Source organism: Mycobacterium sp. smrl_JER01 (assembly GCF_048513595.2).
In the GTDB taxonomy this organism is placed as follows: Bacteria; Actinomycetota; Actinomycetes; order Mycobacteriales; family Mycobacteriaceae; genus Mycobacterium.
This window is the reverse complement of sequence record NZ_JBLXXK020000001.1, coordinates 1,856,768-1,872,648: the sequence shown is the minus strand read 5'-3', so window position 1 is coordinate 1,872,648 and position 15,881 is coordinate 1,856,768. Positions and strand designations below refer to the sequence as shown.

Annotated in this window: 15 protein-coding genes; 7 read left to right on the top strand and 8 right to left on the bottom strand. The window is 63.6% G+C overall.

The window, feature by feature from the left end; all coding sequences use genetic code 11:
* Positions 1-118: 118 nt before the first annotated feature.
* The 4 genes from ACNUDN_RS08815 to ACNUDN_RS08800 form a co-directional block, all read right to left on the bottom strand.
* Complete coding sequence (locus ACNUDN_RS08815) at positions 119-1,033, bottom strand: alpha/beta fold hydrolase (RefSeq protein WP_419121589.1); 915 nt, start codon at positions 1,031-1,033, stop codon at positions 119-121.
* Entirely contained in the window at positions 1,030-2,814 is a 1,785-nt protein-coding gene (locus tag ACNUDN_RS08810) for an N-acyl-D-amino-acid deacylase family protein (RefSeq protein ID WP_419121541.1), read from the bottom strand. Before ACNUDN_RS08810 ends, ACNUDN_RS08815 begins: the two co-directional genes overlap by 4 nt.
* A 424-nt stretch (positions 2,815-3,238) precedes the next feature.
* Positions 3,239-4,039 (bottom strand): SDR family NAD(P)-dependent oxidoreductase, encoded by an 801-nt coding sequence (locus ACNUDN_RS08805; RefSeq protein WP_419121588.1) that lies wholly within the window; start codon positions 4,037-4,039, stop codon positions 3,239-3,241.
* Positions 4,036-5,175 carry an acyl-CoA dehydrogenase family protein gene (locus tag ACNUDN_RS08800; protein ID WP_419121587.1) on the bottom strand — a complete coding sequence of 380 codons (1,140 nt, stop codon included), beginning with the start codon at positions 5,173-5,175 and terminating at the stop codon, positions 4,036-4,038. Before ACNUDN_RS08800 ends, ACNUDN_RS08805 begins: the two co-directional genes overlap by 4 nt.
* A 74-nt stretch (positions 5,176-5,249) precedes the next feature.
* Between ACNUDN_RS08800 and ACNUDN_RS08795 the strand changes: the two genes are divergently transcribed.
* The 3 genes from ACNUDN_RS08795 (at position 5,250) to fdhA (ending at position 8,543) form a co-directional block, all read left to right on the top strand.
* Complete coding sequence (locus ACNUDN_RS08795) at positions 5,250-5,873, top strand: TetR/AcrR family transcriptional regulator (protein WP_419121586.1); 624 nt, start codon at positions 5,250-5,252, stop codon at positions 5,871-5,873.
* A 152-nt stretch (positions 5,874-6,025) separates the two neighbouring features.
* A complete protein-coding gene (locus ACNUDN_RS08790) occupies positions 6,026-7,273 on the top strand; it encodes an acyl-CoA dehydrogenase family protein (RefSeq protein ID WP_419121585.1) in 1,248 nt (415 codons plus the stop codon).
* 49 nt (positions 7,274-7,322) lie between these two features.
* Positions 7,323-8,543, top strand: coding sequence for a formaldehyde dehydrogenase, glutathione-independent (fdhA, locus tag ACNUDN_RS08785; protein ID WP_419121584.1), 1,221 nt, complete (start codon positions 7,323-7,325; stop codon positions 8,541-8,543).
* An 85-nt stretch (positions 8,544-8,628) separates the two neighbouring features.
* On the opposite strand, the gene ACNUDN_RS08780 is transcribed toward fdhA, so the two are convergent.
* Positions 8,629-9,453, bottom strand: coding sequence for a crotonase/enoyl-CoA hydratase family protein (locus ACNUDN_RS08780; protein ID WP_419121583.1), 825 nt, complete (start codon positions 9,451-9,453; stop codon positions 8,629-8,631).
* A gap of 186 nt (positions 9,454-9,639) precedes the next feature.
* Between ACNUDN_RS08780 and ACNUDN_RS08775 the strand changes: the two genes are divergently transcribed.
* The 3 genes from ACNUDN_RS08775 (at position 9,640) to ACNUDN_RS08765 (ending at position 12,085) form a co-directional block, all read left to right on the top strand.
* Positions 9,640-10,737: an S-(hydroxymethyl)mycothiol dehydrogenase gene (locus ACNUDN_RS08775; protein ID WP_419121582.1), complete on the top strand. Its 1,098-nt coding sequence runs from the start codon at positions 9,640-9,642 to the stop codon at positions 10,735-10,737.
* Entirely contained in the window at positions 10,737-11,360 is a 624-nt protein-coding gene (locus ACNUDN_RS08770) for an MBL fold metallo-hydrolase (RefSeq protein ID WP_419121581.1), read from the top strand. The genes ACNUDN_RS08775 and ACNUDN_RS08770 overlap by 1 nt, the downstream gene beginning before the upstream one ends.
* 107 nt (positions 11,361-11,467) lie before the next feature.
* Entirely contained in the window at positions 11,468-12,085 is a 618-nt protein-coding gene (locus ACNUDN_RS08765; protein WP_419121580.1) for a TetR/AcrR family transcriptional regulator, read from the top strand.
* A 251-nt stretch (positions 12,086-12,336) separates the two neighbouring features.
* Here the strand turns inward: ACNUDN_RS08765 and ACNUDN_RS08760 are convergent, their stop codons facing one another.
* The 3 genes from ACNUDN_RS08760 to ACNUDN_RS08750 all read right to left on the bottom strand — a co-directional run bounded on the left by ACNUDN_RS08760 (position 12,337) and on the right by ACNUDN_RS08750 (position 14,727).
* Complete coding sequence (locus ACNUDN_RS08760; protein WP_419121579.1) at positions 12,337-12,777, bottom strand: SRPBCC family protein; 441 nt, start codon at positions 12,775-12,777, stop codon at positions 12,337-12,339.
* A 328-nt stretch (positions 12,778-13,105) separates the two neighbouring features.
* Complete coding sequence (locus ACNUDN_RS08755) at positions 13,106-13,297, bottom strand: ferredoxin (protein WP_419121578.1); 192 nt, start codon at positions 13,295-13,297, stop codon at positions 13,106-13,108.
* Positions 13,298-13,407: 110 nt separating this feature from the next.
* A complete protein-coding gene (locus ACNUDN_RS08750; protein WP_419121577.1) occupies positions 13,408-14,727 on the bottom strand; it encodes a cytochrome P450 in 1,320 nt (439 codons plus the stop codon).
* A gap of 72 nt (positions 14,728-14,799) precedes the next feature.
* Here ACNUDN_RS08750 and ACNUDN_RS08745 point away from each other — a divergent pair, with 72 nt between their 5' ends.
* Entirely contained in the window at positions 14,800-15,828 is a 1,029-nt protein-coding gene (locus tag ACNUDN_RS08745) for an AraC family transcriptional regulator ligand-binding domain-containing protein (RefSeq protein WP_419121576.1), read from the top strand.
* Positions 15,829-15,881 lie beyond the last annotated feature (53 nt).

Here is a 15,881-nt window from a genome sequence, read left to right as displayed (position 1 = left end):
GAAGTCGGCCGAAGTGGTGACATGGTCATGGTTGGCAGAAGCTCCTTGTCGACAAAGGTTTGCGGATCCGGCGCGCACACGTAAGTCGAGTCGTGTTCGGGCCAGGGGTTTCACCGGATCAGGAACGGGGTTCTGACAGGTACTCGTCGAGGATCCGCAAGACCGCTTCTGGCTGATCGAGATGCATGAAATGACCGGCGTCTGCAATCTCTTCGGCTCGGCTGCCCGGTGCGAGGCTCTGCGCACTCATCGCGGCGAGTCGGTGGTCGACGGCACCGTCGTCGCGGGCGTAAAGCAGCAGCATCGGATGGACTGGGTCCACACCGCCGGCAAACCGTTGCAAATAGCGGTAAGGCTCAGCAGGAGGTATGGGTCTCAGGTTGGCGCGATAATAGGATACCGCTGCGTTCCGGTGCCGTACGTCGGGGAGAGCGTCCCACACTTCGGCAAGGTGCTGACGGCTGTCGAATCCGGGCGGACACCACTGCCGCCACAAGGTGGGAATGATTCGATGCAGTTGCCGCTCAGCCAATCCCGGAATCTGTTGAACGAAGACGTACCAGCTTCTGCGGAGCTGTCCCGGAAGCAGCGCCAGCCACTGTGCGGCGTTGTGCTGTGGACCCATGCCGGCTACCAGCGGTACGCCCATCGACACGATCCGTCCGAACGGACAGTGCGGATACGCAGCCAACGCGCCCGCCGCCAAACCACCCCAGTCGTGTCCGATCAACACCGAGTCAGCGTTGCCGCCCAACTCGTGGTGCAGCGCGATTGCATCGAACATCAAAGCGCCGAGGTGGTAATCGTTGTCGCGCGGAATTTCGGTGGGGGCGTAGCCCCGGGTGAACGGCGCGACGACTCGATAACCGCGCTGCGCAAGGGCAGGACCCATGTGCCGCCACGTCCAGGCGGTGTCGGGGTACCCGTGCAAGCACAAGGCCAGCGGCCCGTCGGTAGGACCCCAGGCCAGCGCGTGAACGCGTAAGTGCGGCAGGCGCAGGTCGAGGTGTTCGGGTGTGGTGGTGCTGGTCACGCTGCCCCACCGGTAGCGACGGGGGCCGGCAGCGGGCTGCGGGGCCGGTCAGCGCGCAGGAAGCTACCCGTGCGCCGAGAACCCAACACCTCGGTGGGTTGACCGTCGCGGAACACCACCTGCCCGGCGACCAACACCGCGCTCACCGTGGCGTCATTACGGTTGACCATCCGCGAGAGCCCACCATAGGCCTCCACCGGAGCCTCGTGATAGTCATCAAGGCTGCGATCAAGACGCTCGGGATCAACGACGAGCACATCAGCCCAATCACCCACCCGCAGATGCCCGGCATCCAGGCCGTACCAATCCGCGAGCTCCCCGGTCAACCGATGCACCGCCTGTTCGACACTCATGAACGGTTGACCGCGACGCTGGGCATCCCGCACATGGCGTAACAATCTCAACCCACAGTTGTAAAATGCCATGTTGCGCAGATGCGCCCCGGCATCGGAGAACCCCATCTGAACGCCCTTATCCTGGGCGAACTTCCGCAACACCTGCGGACGGTGATTCGAGATCGTGGTGCGCCACCGCAGCTTCTTCCCGTGCTCGAGCACCAAGTCCAGATAGGCATCCACCGGATGCACCCCGCGGCGCTGCCCCACCGCCCCGAACGACAACCCCACCACCGACTCATCCGGACACGCCACAATCTCAGCATCGAAGAAATCCCGATGCCAGGCCCGCGGACCGAACTTCGCGTCGTAATTCTTGCGGAACCACCGCCGATAACCCTCATCGGCGAGCAGTTCGTTGCGCTCCACTTCCTCCTTCAGATGCAGCGCCGCCGCACCCGAACCGAACTCCTCGAAAATCACCAGATCAATACCATCGGCATACACCTCGAACGGCACCGGCAAATGCTGAAACCGGAAATCCCCACCCAACGCGTTGGCCACCCGCGCCAACGTCCGGAAATACGCCGACGCCATCGGCAACGACTTCGCATCCGCAGCAGCCAACAAACTCGTCTTCAACGCCGCACCCCGCCCCAACCGCGAGGACCGCAACGCCTGCAACACCACATCCCACGGATGAGTGATATCCGGAGCCGACTGCAGCACCCGACCATAAGAGCGCACCAACCCACGCAACCGCGCCAACTCCCGCGCCCGCGCATAGGTCGAAGGCAACGTCCGCGACCGCGCAACATCCCCATCGACCTTGTCGAACAACAACTGCTGCGACGACATCCCCACAAAACCCTCATCCAGGGCCTCGGTGACCATCGACTCCATCAACGCCAACTCCGCCGCACTCGGACGCACATCCTTACGCGTGGCCCGATCCAGCCCCATCACCGCCGTACGCACATCCGAATGCCCGATAAAAGCAGCCACATTCGGACCCAACGGCAACGACTCCAACGCCGCCGCATACTGCCCCGCCGAATCCCAATCCTTATGCTCAGACACGATCGACACCACACTGTCATGCGGGATCGCCTCCACCCGACCGAACAGATCCGCCGCCTCGACGGCATCCACATGCACCGTCGACAACGAACACGACCCCATCAAAATCGTGGTCACCCCATGACGCACCGACTCCGACAACGACGGCGCCGCCAAAACCTCCGCATCGTAATGGGTATGAATATCAATAATCCCCGGCATCACCCACTTACCCCCAGCATCGATCACCGTCGAGGCCTCCCCCACCTCCAACGGCGACTCCGACACCGCCACCACCCGGCCATCCCGAATACCGAGATCACGCACCGCCGACCCCGAACCCGTCCCGTCGAACCAACGACCACCACGAATCACCACATCAAACACAGAAACCAACCCTCCTCATCGACGGGACACCCCGAATGTAACCCCCGAATGGACACACACGCAATACCTGTCCAACCATTGCTCACAAAGAAGGCCGCTCTGCGGTCCGTCAGACCGTCCCGACGTTCGACAAACCCGTGAGTGGGGGCATCATCGCGGCTGTGGGCATGACGATGCTCCGCTGAGATCAGCCCGGAAGCGTCGCGATCTCCACGTCGCCGCGGTCCACGCGTCTAGGCGGGCGGCGACGGGTTCGCGGAGCTTCCCTCGGAGTGCCGCCGTGGCCAAGCATCGCGGCCGGCGGCCAGCGCCGGAACCGCACGCAACGGAGGATCGGGAAGGCGAGCGCGACGACTTGGCTGCAGTCGGCGGCACGGCCTGCTGCAGCGCTACTGGACGGTGGACAACCCTTGGACGGGCGCCATCAGCGCGCGAGATCGGCCCCGCCGGAGACGGTCTCGCCGCCATCGATCGTGATGATGCTGCCGGTGATATACGCCGCGCGATCGTCGATCAGATAGGCGATCAGGTCGGCCACTTCAGTGGGATCGGCGACACGATCCAACGGGTTCGGCTTGATGTTGCGCCGGTTTCCATAGGCGAGAATGGGGCCCACCATGTCAGTGTTCACCTTGCCCGGCGCGACCCCCACCACTCGGATCCGATCACGAGCCCATTCCACCGCCAACGTCCGGGTCAACATGGTGACTGCGGCTTTCGACGCGTTGTATGCGCTCAGTCCCACGGAAGGGAGGAACGCCGCGACGCTGGTGACATTGACGACCACTCCCGGCCCATCGGACGCGAGCAAACGTTTGAACCGGGACGTGAGATACCACGTCGCCGTTACGTTGACCTCGAACGCATGTCGCCACTCCGCCGGTTCGATATCCTCCGCGCGCTTGGCAGGTGGAAGGACGCCGGCATTGTTCACCAGCGCATCGAGACGGCCGAACCGCGTTGTCACGATGTCCACCAGGGCATCCAGATCGGCGGTCACGGCCAGGTCGGTCGGCACGCTGAGACATGCACCGCCCGCGCTGATGATCGACTCGCTGACCTGCTCCAGCGCCGACTGCGAGCGCGCAGCCAGCACTGTCAGATAACCCTGCGACGCAAGCTTTATTGCGGTCGCAGCACCGATTCCCCTGCTTGCGCCGGTTACGACGGCGACCCGCTGCCGCGCTTCACCGCACCCCTCTGTCGGATGTCCGGTGATATTCACAGGCCCACCACCAAACCGAGTTCGCGGCCGACCAACCTGCGATGGAACGCGGGGATTCCCAGCATCACCTGAGACGTCTTGGCCCGTTTGAGGTATAGGTGCGCGCAGTGCTCCCAGGTGAAGCCCACACCGCCGTGCAACTGCATCATCTCGCGCGCCACGGTCATGTACGCCTGCGAACACAGCGCCGCGGCGGCATGGGCGCGCAACACCAGATCGGTCGACTGTCGATCCACCGCGTCCAGAGCCGATTCGCAGGCGACGCGAGCGTTCTCGATGGCCAACGCCATATCGGCACAGCGATGCTTGACGGCCTGGAACGATCCGATCGCCCTGCCGAATTGCACGCGCGTGCGCAGATAGTCGAGTGTGATCTTGAAGGCTTCCTCAGCTCCGCCCAGTTGCTCAGCGGACAACGCCGCGGTGATCGACGCGAAGAACCTGCCCACCGCATCGGCCGCAAGGGATGAAGACGTGATCTCTTGTGCCGATGCGTTTGTCAGGTCGACCTTCGAGAACCGGCGTGTCTGATCCATTCCCAACAGCGGCGTGACGTTGACATCCTCATCTCCGGCGTTCACGAGCAATACCACGTCTCGGCCCTGGACAGCCGTGAGGACGATCAGCTTGTCGGCGACATGTGCGTCGAGGACGAGATCCAGCGTGCCGCTGACGCTGAAACCGTCCGTGTCGTCGGCGTGAATGCAATCCAGGACATTGCCCGCGGCCCAGGGTAGTTCCGGGTGGGCGGCAGCGAACGCGATCAGGGAACCGCCCGTGGCGATGTCGGGCAGTAGTGCCGTGCAAGCCTGCTCCGAACAAAGGCGGAGCAGCGCTGTCGTCGCGAACACGGTGGACAGAAAGGGACCAGGGTGCACACGGGCTCCCATCTCTTGCAGCACGATCCCGAGTTCTCGCCAGCCATAGCCCATCCCGCCGTACATGGTCGGCACGATGAGCGACGGCAGCTCCAATTCGTCACAGCAAAGCTGCCAGACGTCGGGGTCGTACCCGTTGCGACTCTCCATCGCGTCACGTACCGCCGGCTCCGGCGAGTACTTCAGCAGAAAGCTGCGTAGCAAACTCCGCAGCTCCTCGCGCTCCTGCACATCAGTGGACATGTCTGCCTCGATCATCACATCGCTCCATCCTGCGGGGGTCCTGGGCGCTCGGACGGCGCACCTCTCATCTCGACCGCTATCGTGTGGGCATGGCGGCACGGGTGGACCGGCAATCCCGGCGCGGCGACGGCGAGGCCAAGTCCGCATCCCGACGCGGTGACATCATCGAGGCCGCGGTGAACGTGTTCGCCGAACGCGGCTATGTCGGCGCTTCGGTCCGTGAGATCGCCGAACGACTCGGCATCTCCAAGGGAAACCTGACGTACTACTTCGCCGTCAAGGATGATCTGCTGTTCGAGATCGTCACCGACCTGCACGACAGCTTTTTGCAATTGGCAGCCTCGTGGTCGATGCCTCCCGGCACGTCCGCACGCGACGTGCTCCACAACGCGTTGCGGGCTCACGTGTTGCTGGTCACCGAGCGCCTTCACCAGACCCGGGTGTCCTACGAGGCATTCCGCTATCTCACCGACAACCGTCGTGCCACGATCATCGACAAGCGCGACCGATACGAAGCCGCGCTTCGCGTGCTGATCGATCAGTGTCGGCGCGACCTCACCGGCGCCGACGACAGTTGCGCTGCCGTGCAGGCTCGCACGGTACTGGGCATGCTGAACTGGCCCTATCAGTGGTACTCGACGCACGGCTCAGTCGACCCGGAACAGCTCGCCGACATCGTGACAGAGATGGCGCTGCGCAGCCTGCAACTCTGAATCGACGACGGAATGCGCCGGCTCGGGCGCGCCTTGGGGCCGGCGCCGCATCAAGATGCCACCGGGATTCCTGTGACCCATCTTGTGACGCACCCGCTCCTCTGGCATGATCCCAAACGACACCGCTAGGACGTTCGTACTAACGGTCGGCGTTGACTATAACCGGCGAATCAGGCTCGGGGAAGTCGGGATTGCGCCAATGCCAGGAAGGACGCCACATGGCTGAAGTGCTTCAATCCGACCTCGTCCGCATGGCTGAACAACTTCTCACGGCCCAGCCCAGCGGGGCTGACGAACGTCACGTGCGCGAAGCTCGGTTCGATGCCGGCTTGGCATTCGTCAATTTTAGGGTCGGGGACGGAGGGCTGAGCGCTCCGCAGTCGGCACAAGCCGCCGTCGATGCCGTGTTCACCGCCGCTGGTTACAGCGATTGGCGCGACGCCAACGTCATCGGACTGGGAATGGCCGCGCCCACCTTGCATGAGTATGGGACTGCCGAGCAGCGCCGGCTCCTGCGGCCACTGTTCAGCGGCGAGCATGTGTGGTGCCAACTGTTTTCCGAACCCGGAGCCGGTTCGGATCTCGCATCCCTCGCCACCAGCGCCGTTCGTGATGGTGACGAATGGATCGTCAACGGCCAGAAAGTGTGGACCAGCCTCGGCCACATCGCCCGCTATGGCCTGCTGTTGGCGCGCACGGACCCGTCCGCTCCCAAGCACAAGGGGTTGACGTACTTCATCCTCGACATGTCACTACCAGGCGTCGATGTCCGTCCCATACGCCAGATGACGGGCGAAGCAGAATTCAACGAGGTCTTCATCAGCGATGTCCGTGTCCCGGACTCGATGCGGGTCGGTGATGTCGGAGCGGGTTGGGCGGTGGCGCTGACCACGCTGGCCAATGAGCGCACGTCGCTGGGCAGCGTCAACGAAGATCGATGCAGCGGCCCCATCTCGCAGGCGGTCACGCTGTATCAGGAAGCGGCTCGCAGCGGTCCGGTCGAGCCGGCGACGCTCGACCGCCTCATCGACCTGTGGTGCCGGGCCGAGGCCGCCCGGCTCATGAACACCAGCGCCGGCAATGACGATTCGGTCGGGCCACGAGGGTCGCTGGCGAAGTTGCAGATGGCCGAGCTCAATCAGGCGATCTACGACTTGTGTATCGACTTGATGGGCCCGCAGGGCATCCTCTTCGACAGCTACGCCCTGACGCAGCCCACTGCGGCCGGTGTGCACGGTGGCGGCGAGCCGCGTCGCGCCTACCTGCGGACACTTGCGAACTCCATCGAGGGCGGAACGTCTGAGATCCAGCGCAACATCATCGCCGAACGCCTGCTGGGTCTCCCAGCGGAACCGCGAGCCGACAAGGACCTGGCCTGGAACCAGACCCGCCGTTCCTAGACGGCGCCGTCGGCACGCAAGCAGAGCCCAACGATTGGAGATACAAGACATGTCCGAGAACAAGGCTGTCGTCTACGCCGGCGCGGGCAAGGTGGATGTCGTCAACATCGACTACCCGTCGTTCACCCTCAAGGACGGACCGGGAGTCAACCCGGCGAGTGTGGGACGCCAATGCCCGCACGGGGTCATCCTCGAAGTGGTGTCGACGAATATCTGCGGCAGCGACCAGCACATGGTCCGCGGCCGCACCACTGCTCCGGTGGGTCTGGTCCTCGGGCACGAGATCACCGGTGAAGTCGTCGAAGTCGGTAGTGATGTCGAATACATCAAGGTCGGCGATCTGTGCTCGGTGCCCTTCAACATCGCTTGCGGACGCTGTCGCAACTGTAAAGCCGGCAAGACCGGCATCTGCCTGAACGTCAATCCCGATCGACCCGGTGCGGCCTACGGCTATGTCGATATGGGCGGTTGGGTCGGCGGGCAAGCCAAGTACGTCATGGTGCCGTATGCCGACTGGAATCTACTGAAGTTTCCCGATCACGACCAGGCGATGGAGAAGATTCTCGACCTGACAATGCTCTCGGACATCTTCCCGACCGGATTCCACGGATGCGTGACGGCAGGTGTCGGTGTCGGTTCGACTGTGTACATTGCGGGCGCGGGGCCCGTCGGCCTGGCTGCGGCCGCCAGCGCGCAGCTCCTGGGCGCCGCGGTGGTGATCGTGGGTGACCTGAACGAGGACAGGCTCGCCCAAGCTCGCAGCTTCGGATGCGAGACGGTGGATGTCTCCCAGGGCGACCCCGAGGCGCAGATCGAGGAACTGCTCGGCGTTCCGGTCGTGGACTGCGCCGTCGACGCAGTCGGGTTCGAGGCACGCGGGCATGGGGCTGCGGCGAACACGGAAGCGCCTGCCACGGTGCTCAATTCGCTGATGGAGCTTACCGCGGCAGGAGGCTCCGTCGGCATTCCGGGGCTATATGTGACCGGAGATCCAGGGGCGAGCGACGAGGCCGCAAAGCGGGGAGCATTGTCGTTGAGTCTCGGTACCGGATGGGCCAAATCGCTGTCGTTCGCGACCGGCCAATGCCCGGTCATGAAGTATCACCGGCAGCTGATGATGGCGATCCTCCATGACCGGGTCCAGATTGCGGACGCAGTCAATGCGCGCGTGATCGGCCTCGACGACGCGCCGCAGGGCTACGCGCAATTCGATTCAGGCGAAGCCACCAAGTTCGTCCTCGACCCGAACAACCTGATCCGCACAGCATGACAGGAGAGCGGCCCGCGGCTCAGCGTGGCACAGGCTGAAGCGAGGTTCTGTGTCCGAGGGTGTCGCACCCTCGGACACAGAACTGCTACTCGCCGGTGAACCGTGGTGGCCGCTTCTCAAAGATCGCTGAAAAGCCCTCTGCGACATCCTTGGACGGGCCGAAAGCGGCATTCCAGGCGGCCACATAACGAAGATTCCGCGCGATAATGTCTGCGCGCTGCTCTTCGAGAACGTTCTTGATCCCCGAGACCGTCAACGGCGGGTTTGCCGCTATCTCGGAGGCGGTGCCGTGCGCGGCAGCCAGGGTGGCGTCGGCATCAGCGAACACCTCGTTGACCAAACCGATCTTCTCAGCCCGGTACGCGTCGATGTCTTTGCCGGTCAACGCGAGTTCTCGCATGTGCCCGTCGTTGAGGATCATCGGCAACCTCGCCAGACTGCCGACGTCCGCGACAATTGCCAATTTGACCTCTCGCACCGAGAATTTCGCATCAGCGCTGGCGTAGCGAATGTCAACCGCTGAAATGAGGTCTACCGCTCCGCCGACGCACCAGCCGTGCACCGACGCGATCGTCGGAGTTCGGCATTCGGCAACGGCGTTGATCGCCTTCTGCATACGGAGCACCTCGCGGTGGATATGAGCTCTCGAGCGGGCGCTCGCACCGTCGGCAAGCGAGGTGGTGAACGTCTCACCCATTGCCGCTACGTCCAGACCGTAACTGAAGTTTCGTCCCGAACCGGTGAGGACGATGGCCCGAACATTGCGATCGGCGTCCAGGTCGGCGAAGACCTGTGGCATCTCGGACCAGAAGGCCGGTCCCATCGCGTTGCCTTTTCCCGGGCCCACCAACGTCACCCGCGCAACATGGCCGTCTAGCGACACCGCTACTGATTCGTATTTCTGGTTCATGACCGGACCGTACCGTGTCTCGTCCGAATCCATATCCCGGTTTCCGGTACATCCCTGTCGAGCAGGCCGGTCTGCCTCACACCTCATTCTTTTCTGCCGCACAACGCCATCCAACCCAGAGACGCATACACGCGTTTGGTTACAATGCTTTTCGCAGAAGCAGTCCCTTCCGATCGGAGCGCCAACATGACTCAGACTGTGCGGGGTGTGATCTCTCGGGCGAAGGCTCGTCCGGTCGAGGTGGTGGACATCGTCATTCCCGATCCGGGCCCGGGTGAGGTGGTGGTCGACATCCAGGCGTGCGGGGTGTGCCACACCGATCTGCACTACCGGGAGGGTGGGATCAACGACGAGTTCCCGTTCCTGCTCGGTCATGAAGCGGCCGGTCTGGTGGAGTCCGTGGGTGAGGGCGTGACCAATGTGGAGCCCGGCGATTTCGTGGTGTTGAACTGGCGGGCGGTGTGCGGTCAGTGCCGGGCGTGCAAGCGGGGTCGCCCGCATCTGTGTTTCGACACCCACAACGCCGCGCAGAAGATGACGCTGACCGACGGCACCGAGCTGACCCCGGCGCTGGGCATCGGTGCGTTCGCCGACAAGACGTTGGTGCACGAAGGCCAGTGCACCAAGGTCGATCCGGCCGCCGACCCGGCCGCGGCCGGGCTGCTGGGCTGCGGGGTGATGGCCGGTCTGGGCGCGGCGATCAACACCGGCGCGATCAACCGCGACGACACCGTGGCGGTGATCGGCTGCGGCGGGGTCGGTGACGCGGCGATCGCCGGGGCCCGGCTGGTCGGCGCCAAGACGATCATCGCCGTCGACATGGACGACCGGAAACTGGACTGGGCGCGCGAGTTCGGCGCCACGCACACCATCAACAGCGCCCAGCTTGCCGGCGAAAAAGACCTGGTCAAGACCATCCAGGACCTGACCGACGGCGTGGGCGTCGACGTGGTGATCGACGCGGTGGGCCGGCCCGAAACCTGGACGCAGGCGTTCTACGCCCGCGACCTGGCCGGCACCGTGGTGCTGGTCGGGGTGCCGACCCCGGACATGACCCTGCAGATGCCGTTGATCGACTTCTTCTCCCGCGGTGGGTCGTTGAAGTCCTCCTGGTACGGCGACTGCCTGCCCGAGCGCGACTTCCCGACCCTGATCTCGCTGTATCTGCAGGGCCGGTTCCCGCTGGACAAGTTCGTCACCGAACGCATCGGGCTGGACCAGATCGAGGACGCGTTCCACAAAATGCACCACGGTGAGGTCCTGCGTTCGGTGGTGGTCCTCTGATGGGCAACATCCAGCGCCTGGTCACCCACGGCACCTTCGAACTCGACGGCGGCAGCTGGGAGGTCGACAACAACATCTGGATCGTCGGCGACGACACCGAAGTCGTGGTGTTCGACGCCGCCCACACCGCCGACCCGATCATCGAGGCCGTCGGCGGCCGGCACGTGGTGGCGGTGGTCTGCACGCACGGCCACAACGACCACGTGACCGTCGCCCCGCAACTCGGCCAGGCACTCGACGCCCCGGTACTGCTACACCCCGCCGACGAAGTGCTCTGGCGAATGACCCACCCCGACAGCGACTTCCGCTCGGTCTCCGACCGCGACACGCTGCAGATCGCCGGCACCGAACTCCGTGCACTGCACACCCCCGGACACTCCCCCGGCTCGGTGTGCTGGCACGCCCCAGAACTGAACGCCGTGTTCAGCGGCGACACCCTGTTCCACGGCGGCCCCGGCGCGACAGGTCGGTCGTTCTCAGACTTCCCGACCATCCTGGAATCAATCTCGGGCCGACTCGGCAAACTGCCCGGCGACACGGTCGTCTACACCGGTCACGGCGACTCGACCACCATCGGCGACGAAATCATCCACTACGACGAATGGGTGACCAGAGGCCACTGAACCACCCCGGCCAACAGCACAGCTCAGCTGCCCATACACCACAAGCAACTGACCCCTGCCGCGCCGGCCGGACCACCACGTGTTCCTGAATCGACGGAGGCCGACGAATGGCCAGGCGGTTGGCGCGATCAGGCTTGGCGCGCAGTAGGTTGTTGGATGCAGCGTTGGAGCTATTCGCCGAGCGTGGCGTCGACGGGACATCGTTGCAGGTGATCGCCGATCATCTCGGCGTCAGCAAAGCGGCGGTCTACTACCAGTTCCAAACCAAGGAAGACATGGTGCTGGCCGTCCTACAGCCGTTCTTTGACGATGTCGCACGGCTGGTGCGGATCGCGGAGTCCATCCATCAACCCGAATCCCGTCGTGACGCCACCATCGGCGGCTTCATCGAATTGGTGATTCGCAACCGACAGCTCGGTCACCTCGTATACGGCGATCCCGCTGTGCTCGAACTGATTCGAGGGCATCAGGAGCTTGTCGATTGCCGCGATCGCCTCCACAACCTGCTGCTCGGCTCGGCCACGGACATCAAGTCTCGGGTGACGGTGGCAATGATCACTGCGGGGATTGTCGGGTGCAGCGCCGATCCGCGGCTGCGCGACATTCCCGAACCCGACTTGCACCGCATCACGGCCGACTGCGCACAACACCTGTTAGCGGTGCCACCGACTCATCGAGATAGCGTCGACGTCGTGGATCAGCGCATGCATTCTTCAGCCGAATGATGTTCAGTTTGCGCTCTTTCGAGCGCAAGACTTGGATCGTTGTGGAGTGGAGGCCCATGCCCGCGTGACCGAGCGGGCGCCGTGCCGGTTGCGGCGTGGTGGTGCTCACCGGGACTCGGACTCCGAATCTCGGGCGGTGGGGCGGGCACGGCTCGGTATCCCTATCCGGGCCGTGCCCGCCGTTCTCAGCGCTACAGCCAGTCAGGCAGTGACCACGTCACGTGAACCTTCCCGGCTGATGGGTTCTGAGATCAACCGTTCTTGACCTTGAGCACCTGCTCGCGCAAACCGTCTGTAGCGGTGTTCAAGCCGCTCTTGAGAGCTATCTTGAGCAAGAGCTCCGGAATCGGTATCAGCAGTTCCATCGCCATGTCGAAGCGCACCGCAGTCACGTCGTTGTCCGGGGTCAGGGTGTACTTGGCATCCTGGGACTTGAGCTGACTGGAAGACACAAGAGCCCAGCTGACGCTGTTGTCGGTCCACGTGTACTCGGTGACGACCGTGTCGGTCCGCCCGGCGGCCTTGACCGTCATCTTGACCTGCCGCGGACGGCCGTCCTCGTGGGTATCCAGCACCTCGGCTTGCTCATACTGGGATGACCAGCTCGGCAGAGATTCGATGTCCGCGAGGACGTCGAGGATCTCCGAAGGTGTAGCTTCGATGACCAACTCACGTGAATCGCTGATTGCCACTCGTGACTCCTTCCGGGCTTACCCTTCTGGGTAAGCCAATTCCGTTGCAGTGGCGCTGAATCAGATCGGCATAACCGAGCTTGAACGGATGCAGGATCGACATCAGTGCCGTGGTAGGGCCAAAGCCGTACCAAGGTGCCCGCCCGGGGTGTCGGGCTAAGAAACTATACGATCGCTAATATACATAGCCGGGGGCCAGTTCAGCAATGCACGCAGCGCAGGTGACCGCCGTGGCAGCCGTTACCGCTACGCGGAGGTGAAAGCGCACGATCCCCCTCCGGCAGCGAAGGTTCGGCGCACCCTATCCGATGCCCACCCGGGACTCTTCCTAGTCGGTTCGTGTGATTGCCGCGCGCGGGCAGTCGGTGATGGCCTGTTGGGCGAGGTGTTCATTGTCGGCCGGGATCGGATCGGTCTTGACCACAGCCACAGCGTCGTCGTCGAGCTCGAACACCTCTGGCGCAAGCCCCTCGCATATCCCGTTACCCTCGCACCGGTCACGATCCACAACCACCCGCACAGCACTCTCCTTAAAATCGAGTTCACCTTGTCAACAACACATTTCACACAATATTGGATACCGGTCCCGCATCACGGCCACTCGATTCTGCTAGCTGACCGAGGTGTGGCTCAGCTCCGTCTGATGCGCAACGGCACCGACACCGGCCCCTGCAAGGACGGGGTCGTGCCCCACCGCACCGGCCCGGCCAACTCCAGCCCGTCGACCTCGTCGAGCAGGTAATTGATCGCGGTGATCGTCTCCAACCGTGCGAGATGGGCGCCCAGACAGAAATGCAGACCGTAGCCGAAACCCAAATGGCCGCTGGTGTTGCGGTGAATGTCGAAACGATCGGGATCGGCGAACTTGGCCGGGTCCCGGTTGGCCGACGCGTTCAACAGCATGACCTTCGCACCGGTCGGGATCACCGTGCCGCCGATCTCATAGGGGGCGGTGGCGACCCTGGTCACCCACTGCACCGGCGCACCCCACCGCAGCATCTCCTCCACCGCGCCGGGGATCAGGCTACGGTCGGCCTGCAACTGAAGGAACAGCTCGTGGTCCTGGGCCAGCTTGATCAACAGCATCCCCAACAGATTGGTGGTCGTCTCATTCCCGGCGACCAGCAGCATCGACGTATAGAGGAACGCTTCCTGATCGGCGAGGTCACCGGCGTCGATCGCCAACTGAAACTGGTTTATCAAGTCCTCAGCCGGCGCGTCGGCGCGCCGGCGGATCTCGGCGTCCAAAAAACTGCGTAGCCATAAGAAGGACTGCAGAGTGCGCGGAAACCGGCGCAGGCCCTCCGCTACTCCCCCCGCAGAGAACAACCCCGATGTCACGATGTCCGACACTTCCTTGAACCTCGCCTGCTGCGAGCGCGGCACACCAAGGACGCGGGCGATGACGGCGATCGGCATCGGGATGGTCAGCGCCGGCACCATGTCTACCGCGGCCCCGGCTTTCATCGCCGCGAGCGCCGCACGGGTCAAGTCGTGGATGTCGGACATCTGAATCTGCACCGAGCGCTTGCTGAACAGCGGTGCGGCGATACGCCGCAGCCGGGTGTGCTCGGGCGGCTCGGCGGTCGCCACAACACTGGTGACGACCGCTTGCAGCCCGATGCCGTCCTTGGACGACAACACAGCGTTCTCGCGCACCGCGGCGTGCACGCCGTCATACCGTCCGATCATCCACACATTGAGCGCTTCGTTGACCACGACGGGATGCTCACGAATCCGCTCCAAGTCCGCATACGGGTTGGCGATCTTGTCCGGCAGTGTCGGGTCAAAAGTCGTGCGCGGCACCGACGCCGGCGCCGAGCCCGACCGCGGACGGCGCGCATCCCGATACATGCCAACCGCGATCGAGCGCCCGAGATCGGGAGCCGACTTGCCGGCCGCGGAAACCAGCGCGCGCCTTGAGGGCTTGAAAGCAACATCGGTTGACATAGCGGTGACGTTAGGACAACGCCCACCCACAGGTAATGACCAGACCAGACAATAATTTGATACTTTCAGACAATGGCCGCCGAGATCGCACCTCACGCGGATATCGCCCGGTCCAGCACCCCCAGCCGCTACATCCTCGAGACTGCCAAGCACCACGGCCTCGACGCCCAGACATGCCTGCGTGGCACGGGTCTGACGCGTGAGGAGCTGATGAGTCCCACCACGGAAATCCGTGCCAGCCAGGAAGTGATGATCATCCGCAATGTGATCGGGCGCCTCGGTGATCTACCTGGGCTTGGTCTGGAAACTGGATCGCGTTACACCTTCGCCGACATCGGCATCCTCGGGTATGCCGTGTTGTCCAGCCCCACCGTGGGCGACGCGATAGACGTGGCACGCCGCTACGTCGCGCTCACCACCACCTACCGCAGACTCACCGCGCCACAAATGACCGAGGCAGAAGCCGTCATCGCATTCGACGATGCGCAAATCCCCCCGGACGTCCGACGCTTCTTACTGGAGCGCGATTTTGCGATTTTCCTCAAACTCGTTCCGCCACTGGCGGGCGGCCTGATCCACTCAACAACGACGATGCGGGTTGAAGTCACCGATCCGCAACTGCCGGCCGGTCTGATGAAGATCGACAACCTCAACGTGATCGTCGAGAACACCACACGCAATGCGGTCATCCTGCCCGCGCGCCTAGTGGATCAGCCCATGCCCGCGGCGGATCCACAGACCGCGGCCATCTGCATTCGCCAATGCGAGGAGTTGTTGAACAGGCGTACCACCCGCAGGGGGATGTCGGCGTCCATCCGCACGCGCATCATTCAGGACTCGACAGAGATTCCTTCGATGACCACCATCGCCAAAGAGCTGTGCATCACCGAACGCACCCTGCACCGCCGACTCGCTGTCGAAGGAACGAGTTACCGTGCACTGCTGGACGAAGTCCGCGCAACACTGGCCACCGAACTGCTCAACTCGGGGCTCAGCGTCGAGGAAACCGGGCGTCGGCTTGGCTATTCAGAAACCGCCGCGTTCACCCGTGCCCACACCCGTTGGTATGGACGACCGCCCAGCAAGTCCAACCACCGATGAATGAATCATCCCCCGGGTTTGATGCACACCTTCTTTCGAGGGAAGGTTGTCCA

Coding starts and splice junctions, on each gene's coding strand:
- ACNUDN_RS08800 (WP_419121587.1), bottom strand. CDS start 5,175: ATGATCGAGGCAGACATGTCCACTGATGTGCAGGAGCGCGAGGAGCTG.
- ACNUDN_RS08770 (WP_419121581.1), top strand. CDS start 10,737: ATGGGCAACATCCAGCGCCTGGTCACCCACGGCACCTTCGAACTCGAC.
- ACNUDN_RS08765 (WP_419121580.1), top strand. CDS start 11,468: ATGGCCAGGCGGTTGGCGCGATCAGGCTTGGCGCGCAGTAGGTTGTTG.
- ACNUDN_RS08750 (WP_419121577.1), bottom strand. CDS start 14,727: ATGTCAACCGATGTTGCTTTCAAGCCCTCAAGGCGCGCGCTGGTTTCC.
- ACNUDN_RS08795 (WP_419121586.1), top strand. CDS start 5,250: ATGGCGGCACGGGTGGACCGGCAATCCCGGCGCGGCGACGGCGAGGCC.
- fdhA (WP_419121584.1), top strand. CDS start 7,323: ATGTCCGAGAACAAGGCTGTCGTCTACGCCGGCGCGGGCAAGGTGGAT.
- ACNUDN_RS08780 (WP_419121583.1), bottom strand. CDS start 9,453: ATGAACCAGAAATACGAATCAGTAGCGGTGTCGCTAGACGGCCATGTT.
- ACNUDN_RS08775 (WP_419121582.1), top strand. CDS start 9,640: ATGACTCAGACTGTGCGGGGTGTGATCTCTCGGGCGAAGGCTCGTCCG.
- ACNUDN_RS08745 (WP_419121576.1), top strand. CDS start 14,800: ATGGCCGCCGAGATCGCACCTCACGCGGATATCGCCCGGTCCAGCACC.